This window comes from Streptomyces sp. 378, from assembly GCF_030124145.1.
Classification (GTDB): Bacteria; Actinomycetota; Actinomycetes; order Streptomycetales; family Streptomycetaceae; genus Streptomyces.
Window position 1 is genome coordinate 39,223 of the sequence record NZ_JASKMS010000015.1, and the last position, 25,163, is coordinate 64,385.

Below are 25,163 nucleotides of genomic sequence, written 5' to 3' on the forward strand. Positions count from 1 at the left end.
TCAACTCCGGCCGTTGCGAACCCTCCTGCCGGCCCCGACTAATCTCGTCGCGAGAACATCGCCCCACCCCCGTGATCCGCTGCGCCACCCCTGCATGCCGGGTACACGGAGTCGACAGCTCTGGAGAAACTCGAGCATGAACCGCAAGACTTTGGTGCTGCCGGCCGTGATCGGCCTGCTCGCGCCGGTGCTCGCCGCCTGCGGCGGGTCCGGCAGCGGGAGCGGCGACAGCGGCGCGATCGTCGTCGGCACCACGGACCGGTTCACCGCTTCGAAGGACGCCCCGGCGCCCCTCGACCCGGCGTACGCCTACGACGTCGGCACCTGGAACATCCTGCGCCAGACCGTGCAGACCCTGATGATCCAGCCGCGCGGCGAGGGCGAGCCGGTACCGGAGGCCGCCGAGCGCTGCGGCTTCACCGACACCGGCAACGAGCGCTACGCCTGCACCCTGCGCGACGGCCTGAAGTTCGCCAACGGCGACTCCATCACCGCGGCCGATGTGAAGTACTCCATCGACCGCGCCCGCTCCCTCAAGGCCGACAGCGGCGTGTTCGCACTGCTGTCCACCGTCGACACCGTCGAGACGCAGGGCGACCGCGAGGTCATCTTCCACCTCAAGACCGCCGACGCGACGTTCCCGTACAAGCTGTCGACCCCGGTCGCGGGCATCGTCAACCCCGACGACTACCCGAAGAACAAGCTGCGCGACGGCTTCGAGCTGGACGGCTCCGGCCCGTACACCCTCAAGGCCGACGTCGAGAACGGCGAGTTGGTCGAGGCCGAGTTCACCAGGAACCCCGAGTACCGGGGGACCCTCGAGGTGAACAACGACAAGGTCGACATGGTCTCCTTCAAGGACGCCGAGGCCATGGGCGAGGCGCTGGACAAGGGCGACATCGACCTGATGGCCCGCGCCATGTCGCCGGAGCAGATCCGCGAGCTCTCGGGCGACGCGGACACCGATGTCGACCTCGTCGAAATGCCCGGCCTGGAGATCCGCTACCTCGGCTTCAACACCGACGCCCCCAGCGTGAAGTCCAAGGCCGTGCGCCAGGCGATGGCCCAGGTCGTCAACCGCAGCGCCCTGATCTCCAAGGTCTACGGCTCCCAGGCCGAGCCGCTGTACTCGCTCGTCCCGGCCAGCGTCACCGGCCACTCCAACTCGTTCTTCAACAAGTACGGCGAGCCGAGCGTCACCAAGGCCCGCTCCCTGCTCAACCAGGCGAACATCAGCACCCCGGTGAAGCTCACGCTGCACTACACGACCGACCACTACGGCCCCGCCACCAAGAAGGAGTTCGAGGTCCTGCGCGACCAGCTGAACTCCAGCGGGCTGTTCGAGGTCGGCATCAAGGGCACCCCGTGGGACACGTTCCGCCCGGCCGAGAAGAAGGGCGAGTACGACGTCTACGGCATGGGCTGGTTCCCCGACTTCCCGGACGCCGACAACTTCCTCGCACCGTTCCTCGACGCCGACAACACCCTCGGCTCGCCGTACGACAACCGGCAGATCCGCGACACCCTGATCCCGGAGTCCCGCCGCGAGGCCGACCGACTGTCCGCCTCCACCAGCCTGACGGACATTCAGGACATCGTCGCGAGTGACGTGCCGATGCTGCCCCTGTGGCAGGGCAAGCAGTACGTCGCCGCGCGCGACGACATCACGGGTACCGCGTACGCCCTCAACTCCGCCTCGACGCTCCAGCTGTGGGAACTCGGGCGGGGTGTGAGCGGCTGACGGACCCGCTGGATCCCCGGGGCCCCTGACCGAGACCCCGGGGAGCCGTGCCCCGGAGCCAGGAACACGCTCCGGGGGTTCTCGAGAACCGACGACAAGGCACACACGTGAAGATACGCAACCAGTGGCCGGCTCTGCCCATCGTGGCGGGCCTCGCCTCCGGACTGCTGACCGGCTGTGGCACGGAGAGCGGAGACTCCGCGGGGGACGGCTCCAACGTGGTGGTGGGGATGTCCGACGACATCCTGGCCACGGACCCGGCCTCCGGCTACGACCCCGGCTCCTGGCTGTTGTTCAACAACGTCTTCCAGTCCCTGCTGAGCTTTTCCAAGGGCGCCACGGAACCTCAGCCGGAGGCCGCCGAGACCTGCGCCTTCACCGACACGGGGACCACGGTCTACACGTGCACGCTGAAGGACGGCCTCAAGTTCAGCAACGGCAACGAACTCACCTCGAAGGACGTCAAGTTCTCCTTCGACCGCATGCTGAAGATCAACGACCCCGACGGGCCCGCGATCATGTTCCCCATGCTGGAGAAGGTCGAGACGCCGGACGAGAAGACGGTCGTCTTCCGGCTCAACACGGCCGACGCCACCTTCCCGAGCAAGATCGCCTCAGGCGCCGGCTCCATCGTCGACCACAGCCAGTACGACCCGGACGGCCTCCGCAAGGACGGCGAGGCGGTCGGCTCCGGCCCCTACAAGCTCGACTCGTTCGACGACGGTCAGGCGGTCTTCTCCGTCAACGAGAACTACAAGGGCACCGCCGAGGTGAACAACACCGGCGTGACGCTCAAGTTCTTCGACGGTGACCAGACGGCCCTGAAACAGGCCATCCAGAAGGGCGACGTCGACATCGCCTACCGCGGTCTCACCGCCGGCGACATCGCGGACACCGAGAAGGCCGACGACGGCACCGGCGGCGTCGAGGTCGTCGAGGGCAGCAGCGCCGAGGTCCAGCACCTGGTGTTCAACATGGACGACCCGGTCGCCGGAAAGCTCGGCGTCCGCAAGGCCATCGCCCACCTGCTCGACCGCGAGGCCCTCATCAAGGACGTCTACCAGGGCACCGCCACCCCGCTGTACTCGATCATCCCGGCGGGCATCGCAGGCCACAACACGGCCTTCTTCGACACCTACGGCGCCCGCCCCTCCCGGTCCAAGGCCCAGGCCGCGCTGCGCGAGGACGGCATCACCCGCAAGGTGAAGCTGACCCTCTGGTCGACCCCGTCCCGCTACGGCCCCGCCACCGACCAGGAGCTGACCGCCATCGCCGGCCAGCTCAACGCCAGCGGCCTGTTCGACGCGAGCGTCAAGTCCGTCCCGTTCGGCCAGTACGAGAAGGACATCGCCGCCGGCAAGTACGGCGTGTACGTGAAGGGCTGGGTGCCGGACTACCCGGACGCCGACAACTTCACGGCCCCCTTCTTCGGCAAGGGCAACGTGCTGAGCAACAACTACACCAACGACACGATCACCGGTTCGCTCATCCCGCGCACCGCCGCCCTGACCAACCGGGCCGCCACGGACAAGGAGTACGGCGAGCTGCAGGACATCGTCGCCGCCGAACTCCCCGTCCTGCCGGTGTGGCAGGCCAAGCAGTACGCGGTCGTCCGCGACGGCGTCTACGGCCTGGAGTACTGCCTCGATGCGTCGACTGTGTTCCGCTTCTGGGAACTCAGCAAGGACGCCTGACGCGTCGGTAGCACGCAGAGGTGTGGAGAAGGGCGCCTCCCGCTCGGCGGGGGGCGCCCTCTCGTGTATCGGCCGACCGGGGCGCTACTGCGCGCCGGGGCGCACCAGCCCACTCTCGTACGCGTACACCGCGGCCTGCACACGGTCGCGCAGGCCCAGCTTGGTCAGCACGTGCCCCACGTGCGTCTTGACCGTCGTCTCGCTGACGAACAGGTCCGCGGCGATCTCGGCGTTGGACAGCCCGCGCGCCACCAGCTTCAGCACCTCGACCTCGCGGTCGGTGAGCGTGTGCAGCGTGTCCGGCACCGGCTCGTCACCCGACGGCAGATGCGTGGCGTACTTGTCGAGCAGCCGGCGCGTGATGCTCGGCGCGAGCATCGCCTCACCCGCGGCCACGACCCGGATGGCCTGCACCAACTCATTGGCGGGCGCGTCCTTGAGCAGAAACCCGCTGGCCCCGGCGCGCAGCGCCTCCACCACGTACTCGTCGAGGTCGAAAGTGGTCAGCACCAGAACCTTCGCCGGACCGTCCCGCCCGGGCCCGGTGATCTGCCGGGTCGCCTCCACACCGTCCATCCGCGGCATGCGGATGTCCATCAGGACCACGTCGGGCTGCAGGGCCCGCACCTGGTCGAGCGCCTGGAGGCCGTCTCCGGCCTCGCCGACGACCGCGAGGTCCTGCTCGGCCTCCAGGATCATCCGGAAGCCGGTACGGAGCAGCGGCTGGTCGTCGACCAATAGGACGCGGATGGCCACGTAAGTCTCCTTCGCTAGTCCGGCCCCATTCTGCCCTGCGCGGGCCCGCCGGACTCAGCCGCCCTCACCGGCGACGACCGCGTCACCGGCGGGACCGGCGCCGGGCCCGCCTTGACCGGCCCCCTGCACCGGCAGCTCCGCCGCGCGCACCGGCAGCGGATAGGGCGGGGGAGTGCCGCCGAACTCCGGGCAGTGGGCCTGGTGGTCGCACCAGCCGCACAACTTCGTGGGGCGCGGCCGCCAGTCACCCGTCTCGGTGGCCAGCCGGATCGCCTCCCACAGCGCCAGCAGCTTGCGCTCCACCCGCTCCAGGTCGGCGAGGACCGGGTCGTAGGTCAGCACCTGGCCGCTGCCGAGGTACACCAGCTGGAGCCGCCGGGGGATCACGTTCTTCAGCCGCCACACCACCAGGGCGTAGAACTTCATCTGGAACAGCGCGCCCTCGGAGTACTCGGGCCGGGGCGCCTTGCCCGTCTTGTAGTCGACGATCCGGACCTCGCCCGTGGGAGCCACGTCCACCCGGTCGATGATGCCGCGCAGGCGCAGCCCCGACTCCAGCTCCGTCTCGACGAACAGCTCCCGCTCGGCCGGCTCCAGCCGACTGGGGTCCTCCAGGGTGAACCAGCGCTCGACGAGCTGCTCCGCCTCGCCCAGCCAGCGAGCCAGCCGCTCACCCTGCGGATCGTCGGCGAACAGCTCCACCACCTCCGGCCGCGTCTCGCGCAGCCGGTCCCACTGGCCGGGGATCAGGGACTTGGCCCGAGGCGCCGTACGCTCGGCGGCCGGGGCGTCGAAGAGCCGCTCCAGGACCGCGTGCACCAGCGTGCCCCGCGTCGCCGCCTCACTCGGCTTCTCCGGCAACCGGTCGATGACCCGGAAGCGATAGAGCAGCGGACACTGCATGAAGTCACTGGCGCGCGAGGGGGACAGCGAGGCGGGCGCTATGGCGGCGGGGCCGGTCGGGGCGGTCGTCTCCACCGTCTCCCCTGCTGCCGTCGCGGGCCCGGCCGATCCCGGCGGATCCACCGCCGCGGCCGGGCTGCTGTCGGGCTGCGCCGCGCCCTCGGTGCTCGTCTCCATGCCCCAGACCATACGGCCCGCCACTGACAGTGACCCAGTCGCGGTCGCGCCGTGCGCGAGGTCAGAAGCCGTGAGGGGAGGGGAGGTCCGGGAAACACCGGGGGTGCCGGGGCGAAACGCACCTCGACGGACGCATACCATCGACTCGAGACCCTCCCGTCCGGCAGGCGCGGGAGACGCTTCGATCGAGGGGACACCGGTGGACGAGAGCGGCGGGCGCGGGCGGCCGCAGTCCGGCAACGACGAGTCGGCCGAGCGCCACACGGGGCTTCCGGCCCGGTCCGCCGACCCGACCCCCGCCGACGAACAGCCCACGGACGAGCGGCGTTTCACGCCTGAGCGGCCCACCCGGGCAGCACACACCCCAGGAACAGAACCCGTCGTGCCCAACGGTCCCGCCGACGCCCCGGCGACGGACACACCGGCAACCCGGCCGGACGCCCGCGAGGACGACCCGTCCCCGGACCGGGCCCCCGCCACCGGCGGCTCCCCCGACGAGCCCGCCGACACCCCCGCCCCACCCCCGCCCCCTGTGGATCCCCCGGCCGCTACCGAGCCCGAACCCCCGGCCTCCACCGATGCCCCACCCACCGCCTACGCCGGGAACCCACACGCGGCTTCGGCGGAGGGCCCGCACAGAGCGTCCAGCGACGGCCCGGACGCGGTTTCGGCGGAGGGCCCGCACGGAGTGTCCAGCGACGGCCCGGACGCGGTTTCGGCGGAGGGCCCGCACGGAGCGTCCAGCGACGGTCCGGACGCGGTTTCGGCGGATGGCCCGCACGGAGTGTCCAGCGACGGCCCGGACGCGGTTTCGGCGGATGGCCCGCACGGAGCGCCTGCCGACGGTCCGCATGCGGCTTCCACCGACGGCTCGCACGGAGTGTCCAGCGTCGGTTCGCATGCGGTTTCGGCGGAGGGCCCGCACGGAGCGCCCGACGACGGCCCGCACGGAGCGTCAGCGGACGGCCCGCATGGAGCGTCCAGCGGCGGTCCGCATTCGGCGTCCGCCGACGGCCCGCACGGAGAGTTCAGCGGCGGTCCGCACGCGGCGTCCGCCGACGGTTCACACGGGGCCTTCGCCGACGGTCCGCATGGAGCGCCCGCCGACAGCCCGCCCGGGGCCTCCGCCGACGGTTCCCACGCGGCCCCCGCCCGGGGCAAGCACGACGGTCGCCCGCCGGAGGGCGACACCCACCCCGACCGTGCCTACGCCAGTGGCCCCCACTCGGCCCCCGCCACCGGCCGGCCCGAGACCGACCGGTTGCACAAGGCCCCGGTGCCGGACTCCGGCGACCACGAGCCTTCCGGCCGCGCCCCTGCCCCTGCCCACGGCGACCGTCCCCTCGCGCATTCCGCCGACGGCAAGGGCCCCGCCCCCCAGCGGCCCGAGCCGCGGGCCGGGCTGCTCATGGGGCGGCCCTTCGGCGTGCCCGTGTACGTCGCGCCGAGCTGGTTCCTCGTCGCCGCGCTGATCACCTGGGTCTTCGGCGGCCAGCTGGAGCGCGTGCTGCCCGAGCTCGGGGCCGCCCGCTACCTGGTCTCCTTGTTCTTCGCGGTCGCCTTCTACGCCTCCGTGCTCATCCACGAACTCGCGCACACGGTCGCCGCCCTCCGCTTCAAGCTCCCGGTCCGCCGCATCCGGCTCCAGTTCTTCGGCGGCGTCTCCGAGATCGAGAAGGAGGCCGAGACCCCCGGCCGGGAATTCGTGCTCGCCTTCGTCGGGCCCCTGCTCTCCCTCGTCCTCGCCGGTGTCTTCTACGCCGCCATGCAAGCCGTGGAACCCGGCACCGTCCCGGGCGTCCTGCTCGCGGGCCTGATGATCTCCAACCTCATCGTGGCGGCGTTCAACCTCCTGCCCGGCCTGCCCCTCGACGGCGGACGCATGCTCCGCGCCGTCGTGTGGAAGATCACCGGCAAGCCGATGAAGGGCACCATCGCCGCCGCCTGGGTCGGCCGCGCCCTCGCCGTCTGCGTGCTCATCGGACTGCCCCTGCTGACCCAGTCCGGTGCCCTCGGCACCGACGCCGTCGACAACGTCGGCATGGACACCGTCCTCGACGCCCTGCTCGCCGCCATCCTCGCCGCGATCATCTGGACCGGCGCCGGCAACAGCCTGCGCATGGCCCGCCTGCGCGAGCACCTCCCCGAACTGCGCGCCCGTGCGCTCACCCGCCGTGCCGTCCCGGTCGAGTCCCACACCCCCCTCTCGGAAGCCCTGCGCCGAGCCAACTCCGCCGGCGCCCGCGCCCTGGTCGTCGTCGACGCGAACGGCAGCCCCGTCTCCCTCGTCCGCGAGGCCGCCATCGCCGGCGTGCCCGAGCACCGCCGCCCCTGGGTCGCCGTCAGCGGCCTCGCCCAGGACCTCACCGACGGCATGCGCGTCTCGGCGGAACTGTCGGGCGAGGAACTCCTGGACGCCCTGCGCGCCACCCCCGCCACCGAGTACCTGGTGGTGGAGGAGACCGGCGAGATCTACGGCGTCCTGTCGGCGGCCGACGTGGAGCGCGCCTTCGTCAAGGCGATGGCGAGGCCGTCCTAGTGGTCGGTGGCCCTCTCCGGGGCCGGTAGGCTGGTCACATGTCCGAACCGACCGGTGCCGCCCGCAGGCGCGGGCCCTTCAAGGTCGGGGACCAGGTTCAGCTGACCGACCCCAAGGGCCGCCACTACACGTTCACGCTCGAGGCCGGGAAGAACTTCCACACCCACAAGGGTTCCTTCCCGCACGACGAACTGATCGGTGCTCCCGAGGGCAGCGTTGTCCGCACCACCGGAAACGTCGCCTACCTCGCGCTGCGCCCCCTGCTCCCCGACTACGTCCTGTCCATGCCCCGCGGCGCCGCCGTGGTCTACCCCAAGGACGCGGGGCAGATCCTGGCCTTCGCCGACATCTTCCCCGGCGCCCGCGTCGTGGAAGCCGGCGTCGGCTCCGGCTCGCTCAGCAGCTTCCTGCTGCGGGCCATCGGCGACCAGGGCATGCTGCACAGCTACGAGCGCCGGGCGGACTTCGCCGAGATCGCCCAGGCGAACGTGGAGCGCTACTTCGGCGGCCCGCACCCCGCCTGGCAGCTCACCGTCGGCGACCTCCAGGACAACCTGTCCGACGCCGACGTCGACCGCGTCATCCTCGACATGCTCGCCCCCTGGGAGTGCCTGGAGGCCGTCTCCAAGGCACTCGTGCCCGGCGGCATCCTGTGCTGCTACGTGGCGACCACCACCCAGCTCGCCCGGACCGTCGAGTCCATCCGCGAGATCGGCTGCTTCAACGAGCCGACCTCCTGGGAGACGATGATCCGCAACTGGCACATCGAGGGCCTGGCCGTCCGCCCGGACCACCGCATGATCGGCCACACCGGCTTCCTGCTCACCGCCCGGCGCCTCGCCGACGGCGTCGAGCCGCCCATGCGCCGCCGCCGCCCCGCCAAGGGCGCCTACGGCGAGGACTACGCCGGCCCCAACGCCGACGGCGGCGCCGCCCGCTGAGCCGACCCGCCACCGCGTCAACGCACAGGCGCCGTGGCGCAGTTCCCGGATCCCTACCGGAACTGCGCCACGGCGCCTTTCCGTTGCCGCCCCGGGTGAACCCTCGCGCGACGCCGTTGACCTGCACGAAGACCGTCACGGCCCCTGTCGCGCCGCGGCAGGAGCCGTGACCGCACAAGCCCGCTGACACAGCGGCAGGAACCGTAACCCTTCTGACTTCCCAGGCAACGGACATGCACACCCCGCCGTTCCCTCGCGGTGTGACGTGTGGCACCATGCTGGCCACCCCACCGGCACAGCCTCAGGAGACACTCCTAGTGCAGTCTTCCGCCGTCCCGGAGCTCGCCCACACCCACACCCGTCCCATCCACTGGCTCGCCACCGCGACGGCCGTCGCCGGCGTCGTCGCCTTCTCCTCGGTCCTGCAGCCCGGCGCGGCGACGGCGGCCCAGCCGGCCGCCCCCGTGACCAAGAGCGCTCCGGCGCACACGACTCCACCCGACCCGAACGCGGTGACGTTCCCACTCGACTGCGGCCCGGTGAAGGCCGTGGTGAAGAAACGGGCCTCCGGGGACCTCGACGGCGACGGCAGACCCGAGACGGTCGCCGTGATCCACTGCGACTCCCCGATGGGCACCCCGCCGGACGGCGTGTACGTCCTCACGCGCGACGCCGACGGCGGCAAGCCGCGGGTCGTGGCCACACTGCTCGACCCCGAGGACGGCACCATCGTCACCGACTTCGCCGTCCGCTCCGGCGCCGTCACGGCCACACTGCTCGGCTACTCCTCTGCCGACGTGCCGCGTTGCTGTCCCGACGAGAAGAGCGACGCGAAATGGCGTTGGCAGAACGGCTCGTTCGTCCGCTCCACTCCGGCCGGGGCCCGCAGCGTATGAGGGGCGTGAGCCGAAGCGTGTGAGATATCAGACAGTAGTAACGGTACGTAGAGAAGTAGTCACTCTGCGTCCGGCCCGAAGACCTCGGCCCTGTCCGAAACCCGACGTACGTGGATGCATTCGCCCGGACACTCCTTCGCGGAGTCGATCACGTCCGTGAGGAGCGGGAGCGGAACGGGCGTTGTCGCGCCCGTGCCCTGGAGCAACTCGTCGTCGGCGCTCTTCACATAGGCCAGACCGTCGATGTCCAGCTCGAACACCTCGGGCGCGTACTGGGCGCAGATGCCGTCACCGGTACACAGGTCCTGGTCGATCCAGACCTCCAGCTCCTCGCCGTCGGCCCCGGCCACCTGCTGCACGCTCATCTCTCCTGCCGTTTCTCCGCCGAGCCGCGCCGGGAATCCGGCCAGCTCCGGCGGGTGTTGAACAGTTCGACCCTACCCTCGGCTGGGTTCCAATCATGTTCGCTGGGTATTCCCCTGGCGTGAGGGAGAGCGCAAGGGTGAAGATCGGACACACCCCGACCGTCTTTGTGATCTAGGGGTTTCAATCGACACCCGCCCAGGTAGGGTCTGGAAGCGTCCAGCTCCCCTTGGAGGAGGTGAGGACCGTGGCAGCCCACGACGACGACATGAACCGCGGCATCCGCCCGGGACGCGGGTCCGACGACCCGGCCGGGCAGATCGCCTACCTTGAGCAGGAGATCGCCGTCCTGCGACGCAAGCTCGCCGACTCTCCGCGACACACGAGGATTCTCGAAGAGCGGATCGTCGAGCTGCAGACCAATCTGGCCGGCGTGTCCGCGCAGAACGAGCGACTCGCCAACACGCTCCGTGAGGCCCGTGACCAGATTGTGGCTCTCAAGGAAGAAGTCGACCGGCTCGCGCAGCCGCCGGCCGGCTTCGGTGTCTTCCTGACGGCCAACGAGGACGGCACCGCCGACATCTTCACCGGCGGTCGAAAGCTCAGGGTGAACGTCAGCCCCGGCGTCGAGCTCGAAGAGCTCCGGCGCGGCCAGGAAGTAATGCTCAACGAAGCGCTCAACGTGGTCGAGGCCATGGAGTACGAGCGCGTCGGTGACATCGTCACCCTCAAGGAGATCCTCGAGGACGGCGAGCGGGCCCTCGTGCTCGGGCACACCGACGAGGAGCGGGTGGTACGGCTTGCCGAGCCACTGCTGGACGTGAACATCCGCCCCGGTGACGCCCTGCTGCTCGAACCCCGCTCGGGCTACGTCTACGAGATCGTTCCGAAGAGCGAGGTCGAGGAACTCGTCCTCGAAGAGGTCCCCGACATCGGCTACGAGCAGATCGGCGGTCTCGGCGGCCAGATCGAGGCCATCCGCGACGCGGTCGAGCTGCCGTACCTCTACCCGGACCTGTTCAAGGAGCACGAACTGCGGCCACCGAAGGGTGTCCTGCTGTACGGGCCCCCCGGATGCGGCAAGACACTCATCGCCAAGGCCGTGGCCAACTCACTGGCCAAGAAGGTCGCCGAAGTGACCGGCCAGGCCGCCGGCAAGAGCTTCTTCCTCAACATCAAGGGCCCCGAGCTCCTGAACAAGTACGTCGGTGAGACGGAGCGGCAGATCCGCCTCGTCTTCCAGCGGGCCCGTGAGAAGGCCAGCGAGGGCACCCCCGTCATCGTCTTCTTCGACGAGATGGAGTCCCTCTTCCGCACCCGTGGCTCCGGAGTCAGCTCGGACGTGGAGAACACCATCGTCCCGCAGCTGCTCGCCGAGATCGACGGTGTGGAGGGCCTGCAGAACGTGGTCGTGATCGGCGCCTCCAACCGCGAGGACATGATCGACCCGGCCATCCTGCGGCCCGGCCGACTCGACGTGAAGATCAAGATCGAGCGTCCGGACGCCGAGGCGGCCAAGGACATCTTCGGCAAGTACCTCACCGAGCGTCTCCCGCTGCACGGCGACGACCTCGCCGAGCACAGCGGCTCCAAGGCCTCCACGGTCCAGAGCATGATCCAGACGGCTGTGGAACACATGTACGCCGAATCCGAGGAGAACCGCTTCCTGGAGGTCACCTACGCCAACGGTGACAAGGAAGTCCTCTACTTCAAGGACTTCAACTCCGGCGCCATGATCGAGAACATCGTCGGCCGCGCCAAGAAGATGGCGATCAAGGACTTCCTCGAGAAGAACCAGAAGGGCCTGCGCGTCTCCCACCTCCTCCAGGCCTGCGTGGACGAGTTCAAGGAGAACGAGGACCTGCCCAACACCACCAACCCGGACGACTGGGCCCGGATCTCCGGAAAGAAGGGCGAACGGATCGTGTACATCCGTACGCTCATCACCGGAAAGCAGGGTGCGGACACCGGACGCTCCATCGACACGGTGGCGAACACCGGTCAGTACCTGTAAAAGGCAGGGCGGCTGCGGGTGCCCTCGACGGGTACCCGCAGCCGACTGTTTTTCAGGCCACGGCTGGAGCAACGCAATGACGCAAATGATCTCCCCACCAGCGCAAAGGCGTTCTAGGCTCTTGCATACCGCCACGTCGCGCAGTGCGGGGACGGGCACCGCACACGCAACCGAGCGCCAGCGGTATCTGAGCGGCGCCCACGACCGAGGGCGCCGCCGGGCAAGGAGGGCCGCATGACCGTACGGCGAGTAATGGGCATCGAGACGGAGTACGGGATCTCCGTCCCCGGCCACCCCAACGCCAATGCCATGCTCACCTCGTCCCAGATCGTGAACGCCTACGCGGCGGCGATGCACCGGGCCCGCCGGGCCCGCTGGGACTTCGAGGAGGAGAATCCGCTGCGGGACGCGCGAGGCTTCGACCTCGCCCGTGAGGCCGCCGACTCCAGCCAGCTCACCGACGAGGACATCGGCCTGGCCAACGTGATCCTCACCAACGGCGCACGGCTCTACGTCGACCACGCACACCCCGAGTACAGCTCCCCCGAGGTGACCAACCCCCGCGACGCCGTCCTCTGGGACAAGGCCGGCGAACGGATCATGGCCGAAGCCGCGGAACGGGCCGCCCAGCTGCCCGGTGCCCAACCGATCCACCTGTACAAGAACAACACCGACAACAAGGGCGCGTCCTACGGCACGCACGAGAACTACCTGATGAAGCGGGAGACCCCCTTCTCGGACATCGTGCGCCACCTCACCCCGTTCTTCGTCTCCCGTCAGGTCTTCGCCGGAGCGGGCCGCGTCGGCATCGGCCAGGACGGGCACGAGCACGGCTTCCAGCTCAGCCAGCGAGCCGACTACTTCGAGGTCGAGGTCGGCCTCGAGACGACGCTCAAGCGCCCCATCATCAACACCCGTGACGAGCCGCACGCGGACGCCGAGAGGTACCGCCGCCTGCACGTGATCATCGGCGACGCGAACCTGTCGGAGATCTCGACCTACCTCAAGCTGGGCACGACCGCGCTGGTGCTGTCGATGATCGAGGACGGTTTCATCGCCGTCGACCTGGCCGTCGACCAGCCCGTCCGCACCCTCCACCAGGTCTCGCACGACCCGTCCCTCAAACGCCTGATCACACTCCGCAGCGGCCGCACGCTCACCGCGGTCCAGCTGCAGATGGAGTACTACGAGCTGGCGCGCAAGTACGTGGAGGAGCGGTACGGCGCCGACGCCGACGACCAGACCAAGGACGTCCTGTCCCGCTGGGAGGACACCCTCACCCGTCTGGAGCACGACCCGATGAGCCTGGCCGGAGAGCTGGACTGGGTCGCCAAGCGGGAGCTCATGGAGGGCTACCGACGCCGGGACACCCTTGACTGGGACGCCGCCCGACTGCACCTGGTCGACCTCCAGTACGCCGACGTGCGGCCCGAGAAGGGCCTCTACAACCGTCTGGTGGCCCGCGGGCGCATGAAGCGGCTGCTGACCGACGGGGACGTCGAGCGGGCCCGCACGGTGCCGCCCGAGGACACGCGCGCCTACTTCCGCGGGCGCTGCCTGGAGCAGTACGCGGACGACGTGGCGGCGGCCTCCTGGGACTCGGTGATCTTCGACCTGCCGGGCCGGGACTCGCTGCAGCGCGTCCCAACCCTGGAACCGCTTCGCGGAACGCGTAATCACGTCAAGGAGCTCCTGGACCGCTGCCGCACCGCGGAAGACCTGGTCAGGGTGCTTTCGGGCGGGTGAACGCGTTGAGCGGGTACTCGCCGGGAACCGGCCGGGCAGGGTGGAAAAGCCCTGGTCCGGGAATCATCGAGATGGTCCCCGTACGTTGGAGCAACTGCGGGGCCATTGTCAGACCCGGCGAGTAGGGTCTGATCTTGACCGAGCAACTGTGTCGGGCGAACCGAGCGGGGTGAGGGATATGGCGACCAAGGACACCGGCGGCGGACAGCAGAAGGCCACCCGGTCCACCGAGGAGGTCGAGGAGCAGGCGCAGGACGCGCAGGGCTCCGAGGACCTCAAGGAGCGTCAGGAGAAACTGAACGACGACGTGGACTCGGTTCTGGACGAGATCGACGACGTACTCGAGGAAAATGCCGAGGATTTCGTTCGAAGCTTCGTGCAAAAAGGCGGGCAGTGAAGGCCAATGGCGCGCTTTAGCCTTTGATTTGAAGGTGGCGGGGGATGGAAGCGGCCAGCGAGCCGAACGCGAAGCAATGCAGGAAGTGTCGGCGAGATCTGCCACTTGCTGCATTTGCCCGTGACAAGAATCGGCGAGATGGCCTCCGGGTGCACTGCCGGGAGTGCGTGGCGGAGTACAGCGCCGCGCACTACCGGCGGCGCCGGGCGGCCGTGGGGAAGCCGGTCCGCGAGCGGGTCGACGTTCCGGCTGGATACAAGCTCTGTCGGACGTGTGGCGAGATCAAGCCTCACAGCGAGTGGCACCGTAACGCGACCGCTTCCGACGGACTGTCAACGCGCTGCAAGGCATGCCGGGCGGTGCAGGGTCGGCAAGGGCATCTGAAGCGCCAGTACGGCATCACGGAAGCCGAACGCGATCGTCTGATCGCCTCTCAAGCAGGCGTGTGTTGCATTTGTCTGTCGGCCGTGCCCGAGCATGTGGATCACTGCCACAAGACGGGTAGGGTCCGAGGCGTACTGTGCTTCAGCTGCAACGCTGCACTGGGGCAGTTCAAGGATCGGCCCGATGCCATAAGGCGGGCTGCCGCTTATGTGGAAGGAATCGCGTGGAAGCCAACACTCGTAGCACCGGGCGTCTACCGGCTGCCTTCCTGACGCCAGGGTCCTCCTCCTTCATGGACTTCCTGTCCGAGCACCAGCCGGAGATCCTGCCCGGCAACCGGCAACTGCCCCCCACCCAGGGTGTGATCGAGGCGCCGCACGGCACCACGATCGTCGCCGTGACGTTTCCCGGGGGTGTGGTCCTCGCCGGTGACCGGCGGGCCACCATGGGCAATGTGATCGCGCAGCGGGACATCGAGAAGGTTTTCCCGGCCGACGAGTACTCGGCGGTGGGGATCGCCGGCACGGCGGGGCTGGCCGTCGAGATGGTGAAGCTGTTCCAGTTGGAGCTGGAGCACTTCGAGAAGGTCGAGGGTGCGCAGTTGTCTCTGGAGGGCAAGGCGAACCGGCTGTCGACGATGATCCGTTCCAACCTCGGCATGGCCATGCAGGGCCTGGCGGTGGTGCCGCTGTTCGCCGGGTACGACGTGGACCGTGGCAAGGGCCGCATCTTCTCCTACGACGTCACCGGTGGTCGCTCCGAGGAGCTGAACTTCGCGGCCACGGGTTCCGGGTCGATCTTCGCGCGCGGTGCGATGAAGAAGCTGTTCCGGGACGACCTCAGCGAGGCCGAGGCCACGACGCTCGTGATCCAGGCGCTCTACGACGCGGCAGACGACGACTCGGCGACCGGCGGTCCCGATGTCGCCCGCCGGATCTATCCCATCGTCACCGTGATCACCGACGACGGCTTCCGCCGGCTCACCGAGACCGAGGCCTCCGAGATCGCGCGCTCGATTCTCGAGCGGCGGCTGGAGCAGCCCGACGGGCCGCGGGCCGCGCTGCTGTAGGCGGCGGTCGTGTTCGTGAGGGTGGTCCTGTGAATCGACGGAATCTTCAAGAGAGGGACGGATAACCGGTGTCGACGCCGTTCTATGTCTCACCCCAGCAGGCCATGGCCGACCGGGCGGAGTACGCCCGGAAGGGCATCGCCCGTGGTCGCAGCCTGGTCGTGCTGCAGTTCGCCGACGGCATCGTGTTCGTCGGGGAGAACCCGTCCCGTGCGCTGCACAAGTTCAGCGAGATCTATGACCGGATCGGTTTCGCGGCCGCCGGCAAGTACAACGAGTACGAGAACCTGCGGATCGGTGGGGTGCGCTACGCCGATCTGCGGGGTTACACCTATGACCGGGACGATGTGACGGCCCGGGGCCTGGCGAACGTGTATGCGCAGACGCTGGGCACGATCTTCTCCAGCGCCGCCGAGAAGCCGTACGAGGTGGAGCTGGTCGTCGCCGAGGTCGGTGAGACGCCCGAGGGTGATCAGATCTACCGGTTGCCGCATGACGGCTCCATTGTGGATGAGCACGGCTCGGTGGCGGTGGGCGGTAACGCCGAGCAGATCAGCAGCTATCTGGACCAGCGCCACCAGGAGGGCATGACGCTCGCGGAGGCGTTGAAGCTCGCGGTGCAGGCGCTGTCCCGCGACACCAACGGCAGCGAGCGGGAGATTCCCGCGGAGCGGTTGGAGGTGGCGGTGCTGGACCGCACGCGTCCGCAGAAGCGCAAGTTCAGGCGGATCAGCGGTCCTCAGCTGTCGCGGTTGCTCGATGCGGGTGCCGCCGGCGGTGAGGCGGAGGGGGCGTCGGAGGACGCCGAGTAGTGCTGGCGTGGTGTGGCGCGCTCCGGCCTGTGCGTTCGTGGCCGGGGCGCGTTGCCGTGTGCGGGTGGGCGTCTGTTTCGCCTTCTCGCCGGGTGGTGGGTCGGGGCCGTGCCGGAGGTCTCCGTCCTCGGAAAGGGTCCGCTCAGCCTGCGGGCATGCGTGCCGCCTGGGGTGGCACGGGTGGGCGCTGGGGGTACCCCCTGCTCGAAGAGCTTGGGGGAGGCACCCCGCACCGCCGGGTCGCGGACCCGCCCACCCCGGCACCGACGCAGCGGCACAGTCAACGAGGCGGTGCCGTGGAGCTTCGTACCACCAGGTGGACCGGGATGTCCCCGCTCTCGGGTGTGCGGTCTTCCAGGACGGCCAGCAGGGCCCGCATGCCGCGCTCGCCGAAGAGCTCGGCGTTGAGGTGGACCGTCGTGAGTTCCGGGTCCATGGCTGTGGCCAGGGCCAGGTCGTCGACGCCCGTGACCGACAGGTCGTCCGGGATGCGCAGGCCCAGGCGGCGGGCCGCCTTGTAGGTGCCGGCCGCGAGTTGGTCGTCGTCGCAGAGGACGGCGGTGGGGCGGGGGCCGGGAGCGGTGAGGGCCGTTTGGGCGGCGGTCACGGCTCCGTTGATGGAGATGGGGGAGTGGGCCGTGCGGACGGAGGTGCCCGGTACTTCGTCCAGCCGTGCCGCCAGTTCCCGGGCGCGTACGTCGAAGGTCCAGGAGGGGACGTCCGCCGCGAGGTGGAGGAAGCGGCGGTGTCCCAGCGAGAGCAGGTGAGTCGCTGCCTGGCGGATTCCGTCGGCGATGTCCAGGTTCACGGTTGCCGCCCCCAGGCTGCCGTCCGGGTCGCTGTCCAGCATGACCAGCGGCAGTGCCTCGCCGCGGATCGCGGTGAGGGCGTCCGCGGCCATGGAGGAGGCGAGGACGCCGTCCAGCGCGGATTGTGCGGAGGCGAAGGGGTCTCGGGCGGGGCCGATGCCCTCGGGGGAGGGGTAGAGGACGACTCCGAAGCCGTGTTCGGCGGCGACGCGGGCGGCGCCGGTGTAGACGCCGGCGAAGAACTCGGTGGTGAGGGCGGGGACGACCAGGAGGACCGTGCGGGTGCGGCCCAGGCGCAGGTTGCGGGCGGCCAGGTTCGGGCGGTAGCCGAGGTCGCGGGCGGCCTCGCGGACGCGTTCGGCGGTCGCCTGGGAGACGCGGCCGCGCCATTTGTCGCCGAGGACGAGGGAGACGGCCGCCTGGGAGACGCCGGCGGCCTGGGCGACGTCCCGGCTCGTGGGTCGGGTGCTGCCTCGTGCCACCGTTGGCCTGCTCTTTCGTCTGGACTCGTGAACAGCGGACATGGTACGTATGGAAGTCGACGTTATACGTAAAACCTAGGGCGGGGGACATGGCCACGGGATACCTGGAGATCCTTCGGGCGCGACACGCCGCCCGACTGCTCGTCGGCACACTGGTCGGCCGGCTGCCCAACGCGACGGCCGCCATCGCGATCGTGCTGTTCGTCCGGGCGGAGGGCGGCACCTACAGCCTGGCGGGGGCGCTGGCGGCCGTCTACGGGGTCGCCAACGCCGTCGGGCAGCCCGTGCTGGGCCGGATCGTGGATCTGCGCGGACAGCCGCGTGTGCAGCTTCCGGCGGCCGTCCTCTCCGCGCTGGCGATGGCGGTCTTCGCCTTCTCGGGCATCGGGTCGCTGCCGCTCGCGTATGCCGCCGTGGCCGGGGCCGGGCTCTTCACGCCGCCCCTGGAGGGCGGGCTGCGGGCGCTGTGGCCCTCCGTGCTGCGGCGCGAGGACCAGGTGCACACCGCGTACGCCATGGACGCCGTGGCGCAGGAGGTGATGTTCACCGTCGGGCCGCTGCTGGTGACGTTGTGCGTGTCCCTGTGGTCGGCCCAGGCCGCGCTGCTCGTGCTGAACGTGGTCGGGGTGCTGGGGGCGCTGTCCGTGGTGGTCTCGAAGCCCTCGCGCGCCTGGCGGTCGGCGCCGCGCGAGGCGCACTGGCTGGGCGCGCTGCGCTCACCGGGTCTGCTCGCGCTGCTGGCGGCGTTCCTGTTCATCGGGATGGCGCTCGGGTCCATCACGGTCGCCTCGGTGCCCTATGCGGACGAGCACGGCGGGGACGCGGTGTACGGCTGGCTGATGGCCGCCCTGGGTTTCGGCGCGCTGGTCGGTGGCGCCGTCTACGGGGCGCGCCAGTGGGCCGGTGAGCCCGCGCGGCGACTGCGGGTGCTGGTGGCCCTTCTGGTGGTGTGTTATCTGCCGTTGATGCTGATGCCGGACGCGGTGCCCATGGTGGGGCTCACCGCGCTGGCCGGCGTCTTCCTGGCGCCCGCCATCGCCTGCGCGTTCGTGCTGGTCGACCGGCATGCCCCGCGGGGCACGGTCACCGAGGCGTTCTCCTGGCTCGTGACGACGTTCACCGTGGGCCACTCGGTGGGGACGGGCGTCGCGGGGCCGGTGGTCGAGACGGGCGGGGCCCTGTGGGGATTCGCCGTGCCGGCGGCCGCCGGTGGCGTGTCTCTGCTGGTTTTGACCGCCACGGGACGGGTAGTCGCAGCTCCCGGCCAGGGAGCGGTGGTCGCAGCGGGTTCGGAAAATGATCCAAACCGTGCTGTCGAACCCCGTTTCAGTTCAGGGGATCGGGCGTAATGTTCCCTCATGGACCGCCGCATTTTCGGGCTGGAGAACGAGTACGGCGTCACGTGCACGTTCAGGGGACAGCGCCGCCTGTCTCCTGACGAGGTGGCGCGGTACCTCTTCCGCCGTGTCGTGTCATGGGGCCGCAGCAGCAATGTCTTTCTGCGAAACGGCGCCCGCCTCTATCTCGACGTGGGATCGCATCCGGAATACGCGACACCGGAATGCGACAACGTGACCGAACTGGTCACCCACGACAAAGCAGGCGAGCGCATTCTCGAAGGACTCCTGGTGGACGCCGAACGACGCCTGCACGAGGAGGGAATCGCGGGCGACGTCTACCTCTTCAAGAACAACACCGACTCGGCGGGCAACTCCTACGGCTGCCACGAGAACTATCTGGTCGCCCGGCACGGGGAGTTCTCCCGGCTCGCGGACATTCTCATTCCGTTCCTGGTCACACGGCAGCTGCTGTGCGGTGCCGGCAAGGTGCTGCAGACGCCGCGCGGTGCCGTGTACTGCGTCAGTCAGCGGGCCGAGCACATCTGGGAGGGCGTCTCCTCGGCGACGACCCGCTCCCGGCCCATCATCAACACACGCGACGAGCCGCACGCGGACGCCGAGCGCTACCGCCGCCTGCACGTCATCGTGGGCGACTCCAACATGTCCGAGACGACCATGCTGCTCAAGGTCGGGGCCACCGACCTGGTACTGCGCATGATCGAGGCGGGCACGGTGATGCGGGACCTCACCCTGGAGAACCCGATCCGGGCGATCCGCGAGGTCAGCCACGACATCACCGGCCGCCGCAAGGTCCGCCTGGCCAGCGGACGGGAGGCCTCCGCCCTGGAGGTGCAGCGCGAGTACTACGAGAAGGCCCTGGACTTCTGCGAGCGCCGGGGCATCCGCACCGGCACCGTCGAGCAGGTCCTGGAGCTGTGGGGCCGCACCCTGGACGCGATCGAGGCCGAGGACCTCGACCGTATCGGCACCGAGATCGACTGGGTCATGAAGTACAAGCTCATCGAGCGGTACCGCGCCAAGCACAACATGACCATGTCGCACCCGCGGGTCGCGCAGATAGACCTCGCCTACCACGACATCCACCGCCGTCGTGGCCTGTACTACCTGCTCGAGAAGAAGGGCCAGGCGGCCCGTATCTGCAACGACTTGAAGATCTTCGAGGGCAAGTCCGTTCCGCCGCAGACCACTCGGGCCCGGCTGCGCGGTGACTTCATCCGGCGGGCCCAGGAACAGCGCCGTGACTTCACGGTGGACTGGGTGCACCTCAAGCTCAACGACCAGGCCCAGCGGACCGTGCTGTGCAAGGACCCGTTCCGTTCCGTGGACGACCGGGTGGAGAAGCTGATCGCCGGAATGTGAGCCGGTTCCGGCCAGTCCTGAAAGCCGATGCCCGGGGGTCTTCGCGCCTCCGGGCATCGGCCCTTTCCGTTCCGGAACCACCGGCAGGGGAGCGGCCCGGGTGGCGTCGTGTCGCGCGGTGAGGCGAGTGGGGAGTGTGTACGCCGTAGAGTGGCGGGCATTGCCCCCACACCACCGATCCCAGTTGGACTGATGAACTACAACACGAAACGACGCGTGGCCGCGCTGCTGGCCGTTCCCGCCCTGTTGTTCACCGCCGCGTGCGGATCGGACGACGGGAACAACGGCGACACGGCGGGAGGCGTCGCCGAGGTCAAGGGGAAGGTCGGGGCGAAGCCCGAGATCTCCGTGCCCAAGGACGGCAAGCCGTCCGACAAGACCGTGGTCAAGACGGTCTCGGCGGGCAGCGGGACCCCGATCAAGGGCTCGGATTTCGTCCGCCTGGACTGGACCGTCGAGAAGTGGGGCGGTGACCAGGAGCTCGGCGGTACCTGGGCCGCGGGATCGGCGGGTGACAAGGCGCCCCGGCGGCAGTCCATCGAGCAGATCGGCAAGCCGAGCCAGCAGCTCCCCGAGAAGGTCCTGGACGCGATGAAGGGCAAGAAGCCCGGCAGCCGGATCCTGGTGCAGGGCACCGCGGGCGACCTGATCGGCCAGAGCCTGAACACCTCCTCCGGGATCGCCGCGAAGGACGTGCTGATCTGGGTGGTCGACCCGGTCGGTGCCGCGAGCGTCGACGCCAAGGCCGAGGTCGAGGGCGAGCAGGTGCCCTCCGAGGCGGGCATGCCCGAGGTGAAGTCCCCGTCGCAGAAGGCCGCGGTCATCACCGTCCCCAAGGGCGAGAAGGCTCCCAAGGACCTCAAGGAGCAGGTGCTGATCAAGGGCGACGGCAAGAAGGTCGAGGCCGGGCAGGGCCTCATCGCCCAGTACACCGGGGTCAAGTGGGAGGACGGCAAGAAGTTCGACTCCTCCTGGGACCACGGCGGGGCCACCGCCTTCCAGATCGGTAACGGCTCCGTGGTGGCGGGCTGGGACAAGGGCCTCGTCGGCAAGCACGTGGGCGACCGGGTGCTGCTGGTGATCCCGCCGTCGCTCGGCTACGGCGCGAGCCCGAGCAGTGAGCTGGCCAAGAACACCCTGGTCTTCACGGTGGACATCCTCGGCACGGTCTGACCCGGCCGGTCTGTGAGACTGTTCCCGACGCAGGTCACGTAACAAGGAGAGATGAAGTGAGCATCGACAAGCCCGAGATCGACTTCCCGGGCGGCGAGCCCCCGGCGGACCTCGAGATCAAGGACATCTGGGAGGGCGACGGCCCGGTCGCCGAAGCCGGCCAGACCGTCACCGTGCACTACGTCGGTGTCGCCTTCAGCACGGGTGAGGAGTTCGACGCCAGCTGGAACCGCGGCACCCCGTTCCGCTTCCCGCTGGGCGGCGGTCGGGTCATCAAGGGCTGGGACCAGGGCGTGCAGGGCATGAAGGTCGGCGGCCGCCGCCAGCTGACCATCCCCGCGCACCTCGCCTACGGCAACCAGAGCCCGACCCCGGCGATCAAGCCCGGCGAGACGCTGATCTTCGTGGTCGACCTGCTCGGAGTCTGAGCAGGACCCGAACAGACTCGATCATGTGGGGCCCATGCCTGTTCGGGCATGGGCCCTCGGCTTTTGCCGTGCCACCGTGTGGCGGTACGGTCATCGCTCGTAAGCACCATAGGGAGGCGAAGCGGGTCGATGGCCATTGCCAAGGCCGAGCGGCTGATGAATCTGGCGCTGTGTCTGCTCGGGACACGTCGTCCGCTCAGCAAGCGTGAACTGCGCGACTCCATCGAGGCCTACGTCGAGGCCTTCGGGCCGGGTAACGGCGCGACCGGCTCCGATGATTCCTTCAACCGCATGTTCGAGCGTGACAAGGACGATCTGAGGGAACTCGGGCTGGTCATCGAGACCGTCGAGAGCCTCGACGGCGACGTCGGCTACATGGCCCGCCGCGACAGCAACCGCCTCCCGCCCATCACGCTCGACGCCGAGGAGGCCGCCGCCCTCGGTCTCGCCGCCAAGGTGTGGCAGCAGGCCCGGCTCGCCGGAGCGGCCAGCGGCGCGCTGCAGAAGCTGCGCGCGGCCGGACTCCCCGAGGACGTCGACCCGTACGGGTCGCACGGCGCGCTCGAACCGCGCATCCCCGTGCACGAGGCGGCGTTCGAGCCGCTGATGCTGGCCTGCCGGGACCGCAGGCCCGTCGCCTTCGACTACCGCAAGGCCACCGCCGCCCACCCCGAGCAGCGGCACGTGGAGCCGTGGGCGCTGGAGTGCTGGCGGGGCCACTGGTACCTGGCGGGCTGGGACCGCGACCGGGGCGCCGAGCGGGTCTTCCGGCTCTCCCGGATCACCGGCAGGGTCCGCTCGCGCGGCGGCCGCTACACCGCTGACGTGCCGGACGTCGTCACCGTCCGGGAGACCGTCGCGAGCTGGGCCGGGGAGATAGCCGACCGCTCGGCGCGGATCCGGCTGCGCGCGGGCGCGGGGTATCCCCTGCGGGCGAAGGCCACCTCGGTCCGGGAACTCGGGGACGGCTGGGACGAGTTGGAGATTCCGTACGGCCATGGGCTGGACGCCTGGCTGGTGGAGTTCGGGCCGGACGTGGTCGTCCTGGAGCCTGCCGAGCTGCGGGCCGACGTGGTGGACCGGCTGCGCGCCGTGGCCAAGGGCTGAGGGGGAGCGGAAAGACAGTGGCAGGCAAACCGGTCAGGCCCGTGAACGCCATCGACCAGACCCGGCGGATGCTCTCGCTGGTGACGTATCTGAGGGAGCGTCCCGGGGCCCGGGTCGAGGACGTCGCGCGTGCCTTCGGCATCAGCGAGGACGAGCTCGTCTCCGACCTCGACGTCCTGCCCATGTGCGGCACCAGCTTCCGCGGCGGTGACCTGCTCGACATCGACACCGACGGCGAGCGCATCTGGTGGCACAACCCTGCCGCCCTCGCGGCGGAAGCGGCCGAGCCGCTGCGGCTCGCCGCCGACGAGGCCACCGCCCTGCTGGTGGCCGCGCGGGCGGTTTCGACCCTGCCGGGACTGCGCGAGAGCGACCGGCAGGCGCTGCTGAGGGCGACGGCCAAGGTGGAGACCGCGGCCGGTGAGGCGGCGGGCGCCAGCTCGCGGCTGTCGGTGACGTTCGAGTCCGAGGGCGGCGTCTTCGCGGACGTCGACCGGGCCATCGCCGAGCGCCGCCGGCTGTGGATCCGCTACTACTCGCCCGCGCGCGACGAGGTCACCGAGCGGGAGATCGACCCCATCCGACTGGTCAGTGTCGGGCACACGTATGTCGAGGCCTGGTGCCGCCGCTCCGAGGCGCGCCGCACCTTCCGGCTCGACCGGGTCGCCGAGATCAAGATCCTGGACGAGCCGTCGGCGCCGCCCGAGATCGAGCTGCGCGACCTCTCGGAGGCACTGGTGCAGCCCGCGGCCGAGGACCCGGAGGTCGTGGTCGAGGTCGGGCCCGGTGGCCGCTGGGTCGCGGAGTACTACCCGCACGACAGTGCGGATGAGCTCCCGGACGGCGGGCTGCGTATCACTCTGCGGACCCCCGAACCGGCATCGCTCAGGCGCCTGGCGCTGCGGCTCGGGCGGGACGGCCGGATCGTCTCGCCGCCGGAGCTCGCGGCCAGCGCCCGCCTGGCGGCCCGTGAGGCGCTGGCGGCGTACGACGGGATCGAGGCGGTGGAGACGGCTCGCGCCGCTGAGACCGTCGAGGCGGGCGGGCCGCAGCCGGTCCCGGACGGGCCGGGCGGCGGGCGCGAGTGAGCCGCGGGTGCCCGCCGGAACCCGCGGCCGGGCAGGGCCGGGCCGGGCCGGGGCGTCGGCCGGTCGGGGCGTCGGCCATGGCACCGGTCGTGGCGTCGGCCGGGATGCTCCGGCGGCGAACGACCCCAGGAAGAGGAGCGAGGGCTTGAGCGAGTCGGCGACGTCCGGTGGTGTCGGGGGCATGACGGTGGATTCCGCGTTCGCCGGGATGAGAAGCGTGGCCCCGGTGGTCTTCAGGGCGGGCTGCCCGGACTGCCGGGGGTGCTTCGAGCTCGCCGCGGGCGCCCTGCGCCTGGCCATCGGCGCCACGAGCCGCACCACCTTCTACTCCTTCACCTGCCCCGAGTGCGGCGCGTCCGTCCGCAAGCCGGCGGGGGAGCGGATCGTGGAGCTGCTCACCGGTGGGGGAGTGCGGACCCTCAGGCTGCACTCCACCGTCTAGAGGGTCGGGGAGTTCGCGCCGTCGGGAAGGTCTAGGCTCGGCGTCATGTTCTGGCCGATGTTCGCGGTTGCCGTGGGTTGTGTGGGTCTGGTCGTGCTCGGGGTGTTCGCCGTGCGGGTCTTCGTGGAGGCACAGCGCCTGGGCAGGCAGGTCACGGACTCGGCGCGCCGTATCAACCGGGCCGCGGAGGATCTGGAGCGGGCGGCGGAGAGCGCGGCCCGTTCCGTTGACGCCTTGTGAGACGTCCGGCGGGCGCGGCCGGGAGTTGCGTTTCGGGACACTTCGCCCTGTCACGTCGGCGGTTCGGACAGGTACGCTGCTGGTCGCGGCCCGGTTAACGAGGCACTGGCCGCGGACGGGAGTACGCACAGGGGATGCAGAGGGATTGCCTCACGTTTACCCCCGAGCGTTACGATCGCTGCCAGCACGATCGTTCGGACAAGTGTCCGACCGGTCGGACAGCACCCCACACAGCCGCCTCG

23 protein-coding genes are annotated in these 25,163 nt (G+C 69.9%); 19 read left to right on the top strand and 4 right to left on the bottom strand.

Annotation, left to right across the window (positions count from 1 at the left end; all coding sequences use genetic code 11):
* Positions 1-136: 136 nt before the first annotated feature.
* Positions 137-1,741, top strand: a complete 1,605-nt coding sequence (locus tag QNO09_RS20850) for an ABC transporter substrate-binding protein (protein WP_283971733.1) — start codon at positions 137-139, stop codon at positions 1,739-1,741.
* 107 nt (positions 1,742-1,848) lie between these two features.
* Positions 1,849-3,435 (top strand): ABC transporter substrate-binding protein, encoded by a 1,587-nt coding sequence (locus QNO09_RS20855; protein WP_283971734.1) that lies wholly within the window; start codon positions 1,849-1,851, stop codon positions 3,433-3,435.
* A gap of 84 nt (positions 3,436-3,519) precedes the next feature.
* Here QNO09_RS20855 and QNO09_RS20860 read toward each other — a convergent pair whose 3' ends face one another.
* Together QNO09_RS20860 and QNO09_RS20865 are read right to left on the bottom strand one after the other, a co-directional pair.
* Complete coding sequence (locus QNO09_RS20860) at positions 3,520-4,191, bottom strand: response regulator (protein WP_030606450.1); 672 nt, start codon at positions 4,189-4,191, stop codon at positions 3,520-3,522.
* Positions 4,192-4,245: 54 nt separating this feature from the next.
* Positions 4,246-5,271 carry a RecB family exonuclease gene (locus QNO09_RS20865; RefSeq protein WP_283971735.1) on the bottom strand — a complete coding sequence of 342 codons (1,026 nt, stop codon included), beginning with the start codon at positions 5,269-5,271 and terminating at the stop codon, positions 4,246-4,248.
* A 784-nt stretch (positions 5,272-6,055) separates the two neighbouring features.
* Here QNO09_RS20865 and QNO09_RS20870 point away from each other — a divergent pair.
* The 3 genes from QNO09_RS20870 to QNO09_RS20880 all read left to right on the top strand — a co-directional run bounded on the left by QNO09_RS20870 (position 6,056) and on the right by QNO09_RS20880 (position 9,647).
* Positions 6,056-7,810 carry a site-2 protease family protein gene (locus QNO09_RS20870; RefSeq protein WP_502962332.1) on the top strand — a complete coding sequence of 585 codons (1,755 nt, stop codon included), beginning with the start codon at positions 6,056-6,058 and terminating at the stop codon, positions 7,808-7,810.
* Between the two features lie 38 nt (positions 7,811-7,848).
* Positions 7,849-8,751 carry a tRNA (adenine-N1)-methyltransferase gene (locus tag QNO09_RS20875; RefSeq protein WP_283971737.1) on the top strand — a complete coding sequence of 301 codons (903 nt, stop codon included), beginning with the start codon at positions 7,849-7,851 and terminating at the stop codon, positions 8,749-8,751.
* Positions 8,752-9,068: 317 nt separating this feature from the next.
* Positions 9,069-9,647 carry a hypothetical protein gene (locus QNO09_RS20880; protein ID WP_283971738.1) on the top strand — a complete coding sequence of 193 codons (579 nt, stop codon included), beginning with the start codon at positions 9,069-9,071 and terminating at the stop codon, positions 9,645-9,647.
* Positions 9,648-9,706: 59 nt separating this feature from the next.
* Here QNO09_RS20880 and QNO09_RS20885 read toward each other — a convergent pair whose 3' ends face one another.
* Positions 9,707-10,012, bottom strand: coding sequence for a ferredoxin (locus tag QNO09_RS20885; RefSeq protein WP_283971739.1), 306 nt, complete (start codon positions 10,010-10,012; stop codon positions 9,707-9,709).
* Positions 10,013-10,257: 245 nt separating this feature from the next.
* On the opposite strand from QNO09_RS20885, the gene arc reads away from it, so the two are divergent.
* From arc to prcA, 6 genes are all read left to right on the top strand, one after another.
* On the top strand, positions 10,258-12,024 hold the full coding sequence (gene arc, locus QNO09_RS20890) for a proteasome ATPase (RefSeq protein ID WP_283971740.1): 1,767 nt from the start codon (positions 10,258-10,260) through the stop codon (positions 12,022-12,024).
* Between the two features lie 234 nt (positions 12,025-12,258).
* Positions 12,259-13,770, top strand: coding sequence for a depupylase/deamidase Dop (dop, locus tag QNO09_RS20895; protein WP_349636978.1), 1,512 nt, complete (start codon positions 12,259-12,261; stop codon positions 13,768-13,770).
* A gap of 178 nt (positions 13,771-13,948) precedes the next feature.
* Positions 13,949-14,167: a ubiquitin-like protein Pup gene (locus QNO09_RS20900; RefSeq protein ID WP_283971741.1), complete on the top strand. Its 219-nt coding sequence runs from the start codon at positions 13,949-13,951 to the stop codon at positions 14,165-14,167.
* Positions 14,168-14,211: 44 nt separating this feature from the next.
* Positions 14,212-14,823, top strand: a complete 612-nt coding sequence (locus QNO09_RS20905) for an endonuclease VII domain-containing protein (protein WP_283971742.1) — start codon at positions 14,212-14,214, stop codon at positions 14,821-14,823.
* Positions 14,775-15,620 (top strand): proteasome subunit beta, encoded by an 846-nt coding sequence (gene prcB / locus QNO09_RS20910; RefSeq protein ID WP_283971743.1) that lies wholly within the window; start codon positions 14,775-14,777, stop codon positions 15,618-15,620. Before QNO09_RS20905 ends, prcB begins: the two co-directional genes overlap by 49 nt.
* Positions 15,621-15,688: 68 nt before the next feature.
* Positions 15,689-16,432: a proteasome subunit alpha gene (gene prcA, locus QNO09_RS20915; protein ID WP_283971744.1), complete on the top strand. Its 744-nt coding sequence runs from the start codon at positions 15,689-15,691 to the stop codon at positions 16,430-16,432.
* A gap of 280 nt (positions 16,433-16,712) precedes the next feature.
* On the opposite strand, the gene QNO09_RS20920 is transcribed toward prcA, so the two are convergent.
* Positions 16,713-17,765: a LacI family DNA-binding transcriptional regulator gene (locus tag QNO09_RS20920; protein WP_283971745.1), complete on the bottom strand. Its 1,053-nt coding sequence runs from the start codon at positions 17,763-17,765 to the stop codon at positions 16,713-16,715.
* Between the two features lie 47 nt (positions 17,766-17,812).
* Here QNO09_RS20920 and QNO09_RS20925 point away from each other — a divergent pair, with 47 nt between their 5' ends.
* The 8 genes from QNO09_RS20925 to QNO09_RS20960 all read left to right on the top strand — a co-directional run bounded on the left by QNO09_RS20925 (position 17,813) and on the right by QNO09_RS20960 (position 24,921).
* Positions 17,813-19,072 carry an MFS transporter gene (locus tag QNO09_RS20925; RefSeq protein WP_283971746.1) on the top strand — a complete coding sequence of 420 codons (1,260 nt, stop codon included), beginning with the start codon at positions 17,813-17,815 and terminating at the stop codon, positions 19,070-19,072.
* Between the two features lie 9 nt (positions 19,073-19,081).
* Positions 19,082-20,443 carry a Pup--protein ligase gene (gene pafA / locus QNO09_RS20930; protein WP_031106199.1) on the top strand — a complete coding sequence of 454 codons (1,362 nt, stop codon included), beginning with the start codon at positions 19,082-19,084 and terminating at the stop codon, positions 20,441-20,443.
* Between the two features lie 192 nt (positions 20,444-20,635).
* Complete coding sequence (locus QNO09_RS20935; RefSeq protein WP_283971747.1) at positions 20,636-21,616, top strand: FKBP-type peptidyl-prolyl cis-trans isomerase; 981 nt, start codon at positions 20,636-20,638, stop codon at positions 21,614-21,616.
* Positions 21,617-21,672: 56 nt separating this feature from the next.
* Positions 21,673-22,044 carry an FKBP-type peptidyl-prolyl cis-trans isomerase gene (locus tag QNO09_RS20940; protein WP_094055282.1) on the top strand — a complete coding sequence of 124 codons (372 nt, stop codon included), beginning with the start codon at positions 21,673-21,675 and terminating at the stop codon, positions 22,042-22,044.
* Between the two features lie 129 nt (positions 22,045-22,173).
* The gene (locus QNO09_RS20945; protein WP_283971748.1) at positions 22,174-23,151 is read left to right on the top strand and encodes a helix-turn-helix transcriptional regulator; all 978 of its coding nucleotides are present in this window, start codon (positions 22,174-22,176) and stop codon (positions 23,149-23,151) included.
* A 17-nt stretch (positions 23,152-23,168) separates the two neighbouring features.
* Positions 23,169-24,239: a helix-turn-helix transcriptional regulator gene (locus QNO09_RS20950; protein WP_283971749.1), complete on the top strand. Its 1,071-nt coding sequence runs from the start codon at positions 23,169-23,171 to the stop codon at positions 24,237-24,239.
* A 145-nt stretch (positions 24,240-24,384) separates the two neighbouring features.
* Entirely contained in the window at positions 24,385-24,681 is a 297-nt protein-coding gene (locus QNO09_RS20955) for a hypothetical protein (RefSeq protein WP_283971750.1), read from the top strand.
* A 45-nt stretch (positions 24,682-24,726) separates the two neighbouring features.
* Positions 24,727-24,921, top strand: coding sequence for a hypothetical protein (locus QNO09_RS20960; protein WP_283971751.1), 195 nt, complete (start codon positions 24,727-24,729; stop codon positions 24,919-24,921).
* The last annotated feature ends 242 nt before the right edge of the window (positions 24,922-25,163 follow it).

Coding starts and splice junctions, on each gene's coding strand:
- QNO09_RS20850 (WP_283971733.1), top strand. CDS start 137: ATGAACCGCAAGACTTTGGTGCTGCCGGCCGTGATCGGCCTGCTCGCG.
- QNO09_RS20865 (WP_283971735.1), bottom strand. CDS start 5,271: ATGGAGACGAGCACCGAGGGCGCGGCGCAGCCCGACAGCAGCCCGGCC.
- QNO09_RS20875 (WP_283971737.1), top strand. CDS start 7,849: ATGTCCGAACCGACCGGTGCCGCCCGCAGGCGCGGGCCCTTCAAGGTC.
- QNO09_RS20885 (WP_283971739.1), bottom strand. CDS start 10,012: ATGAGCGTGCAGCAGGTGGCCGGGGCCGACGGCGAGGAGCTGGAGGTC.
- dop (WP_349636978.1), top strand. CDS start 12,259: ATGACCGTACGGCGAGTAATGGGCATCGAGACGGAGTACGGGATCTCC.
- QNO09_RS20900 (WP_283971741.1), top strand. CDS start 13,949: ATGGCGACCAAGGACACCGGCGGCGGACAGCAGAAGGCCACCCGGTCC.
- QNO09_RS20905 (WP_283971742.1), top strand. CDS start 14,212: ATGGAAGCGGCCAGCGAGCCGAACGCGAAGCAATGCAGGAAGTGTCGG.
- QNO09_RS20920 (WP_283971745.1), bottom strand. CDS start 17,765: ATGTCCGCTGTTCACGAGTCCAGACGAAAGAGCAGGCCAACGGTGGCA.
- QNO09_RS20925 (WP_283971746.1), top strand. CDS start 17,813: ATGGCCACGGGATACCTGGAGATCCTTCGGGCGCGACACGCCGCCCGA.
- pafA (WP_031106199.1), top strand. CDS start 19,082: ATGGACCGCCGCATTTTCGGGCTGGAGAACGAGTACGGCGTCACGTGC.
- QNO09_RS20935 (WP_283971747.1), top strand. CDS start 20,636: ATGAACTACAACACGAAACGACGCGTGGCCGCGCTGCTGGCCGTTCCC.
- QNO09_RS20945 (WP_283971748.1), top strand. CDS start 22,174: ATGGCCATTGCCAAGGCCGAGCGGCTGATGAATCTGGCGCTGTGTCTG.
- QNO09_RS20960 (WP_283971751.1), top strand. CDS start 24,727: ATGTTCTGGCCGATGTTCGCGGTTGCCGTGGGTTGTGTGGGTCTGGTC.